Source organism: Paraclostridium dentum (assembly GCF_012922555.1).
Classification (GTDB): Bacteria; Bacillota; Clostridia; order Peptostreptococcales; family Peptostreptococcaceae; genus Paraclostridium; species Paraclostridium dentum.
The window spans coordinates 1-1,010 of the sequence record NZ_WIPK01000054.1 but is presented as its reverse complement, the minus strand read 5'-3'; the positions used below and the strand labels follow the sequence as shown (position 1 = coordinate 1,010).

1 protein-coding gene is annotated in these 1,010 nt (G+C 59.8%); it reads right to left on the bottom strand.

The window, feature by feature from the left end:
* Positions 1–138: 138 nt before the first annotated feature.
* Complete coding sequence (locus GFJ41_RS20880) at positions 139–840, bottom strand: chlorophyll a-b binding protein (RefSeq protein WP_170075972.1); 702 nt, start codon at positions 838–840, stop codon at positions 139–141.
* Positions 841–1,010 lie beyond the last annotated feature (170 nt).

Sequence of the window (1,010 nt, the reverse complement as noted above, 5' to 3'; positions counted from 1 at the left end):
CTTATAGCAAAACCACATTAAGTCCCGGTCACCACAAAACAAGAAAAAAGATATTCCAAAATAGAAGGAAAAAAATGCAGAATTAGATCAACCCCACTAATTTACACCACAAAATCATCGATCTGATTATACCATCTCTCACTTTCCGGGCGCAAAGTTGGTCGCAAAAGCCCATGCATTGTTGTTGACCGGGTCAGCGAGGTGGTCGGCGAGGTTCTCCAACGGCCCCTTTCCGGTGACGATGGCCTGAACGAAGAACCCGAACATCGAGAACATCGCCAGCCTCCCGTTCTTCAGCTCCTTCACCTTCAGCTCCGCGAACGCTTCCGGGTCCTCGGCCAGGCCCAAAGGGTCGAAGCTCCCGCCCGGGTAGATCGGGTCGACCACCTCTCCGAGGGGCCCACCGGCGACGCGGTAGCCCTCGACGGCGCCCATTAGCACCACCTGGCAAGCCCAGATGGCCAAGATGCTCTGCGCGTGTACGAGGCTAGGGTTTCCCAAGTAGTCGAGCCCTCCCTCGCTGAAGATCTGAGCTCCGGCCTTGAACCACACGGCCTCGCCGAACTTCACGCCGTTGCGGGCCAGCAGCTCCGGGAACACGCACCCTAGGGCTCCGAGCATGGCCCACCGGGAGTGGATCACCTCCAGCTCCCTGTTCTTCGCGAAGGTCTCGGGGTCGGCGGAGAGGCCGGCGGTGTCCCAGCCATAGTCGCCGGGGAACTCTCCGGTGAGGTAGCTTGGGGGCTCGCCGGAGAATGGGCCGAGGTACTTGACGCGGTCGGCGCCGTACCAGGGGCTGCCGGAGGAGACGGGCTTGGGCTTGCCGGCGGCCTTCCTCATGGAGGTGCGGCCGTTGCCGGAGAGCTGGGGGGTGGAGGGGGAGAGCTTGACCGCCTGACCGGCAAATGATGGGGAGGAGAGAGCCATTGAGGAGGCGGCCATTGCTGGTGTAAGAGTGAGTGCGATGGAATATGGAAATGAAAGGAAAGGGTGGTTTTTTGTTTAGTTTT

Bases quoted from the DNA above. Each gene is read 5' to 3' on its own strand.
- GFJ41_RS20880 (WP_170075972.1), bottom strand. From the start codon at position 840: ATGAGGAAGGCCGCCGGCAAGCCCAAGCCCGTCTCCTCCGGCAGCCCC.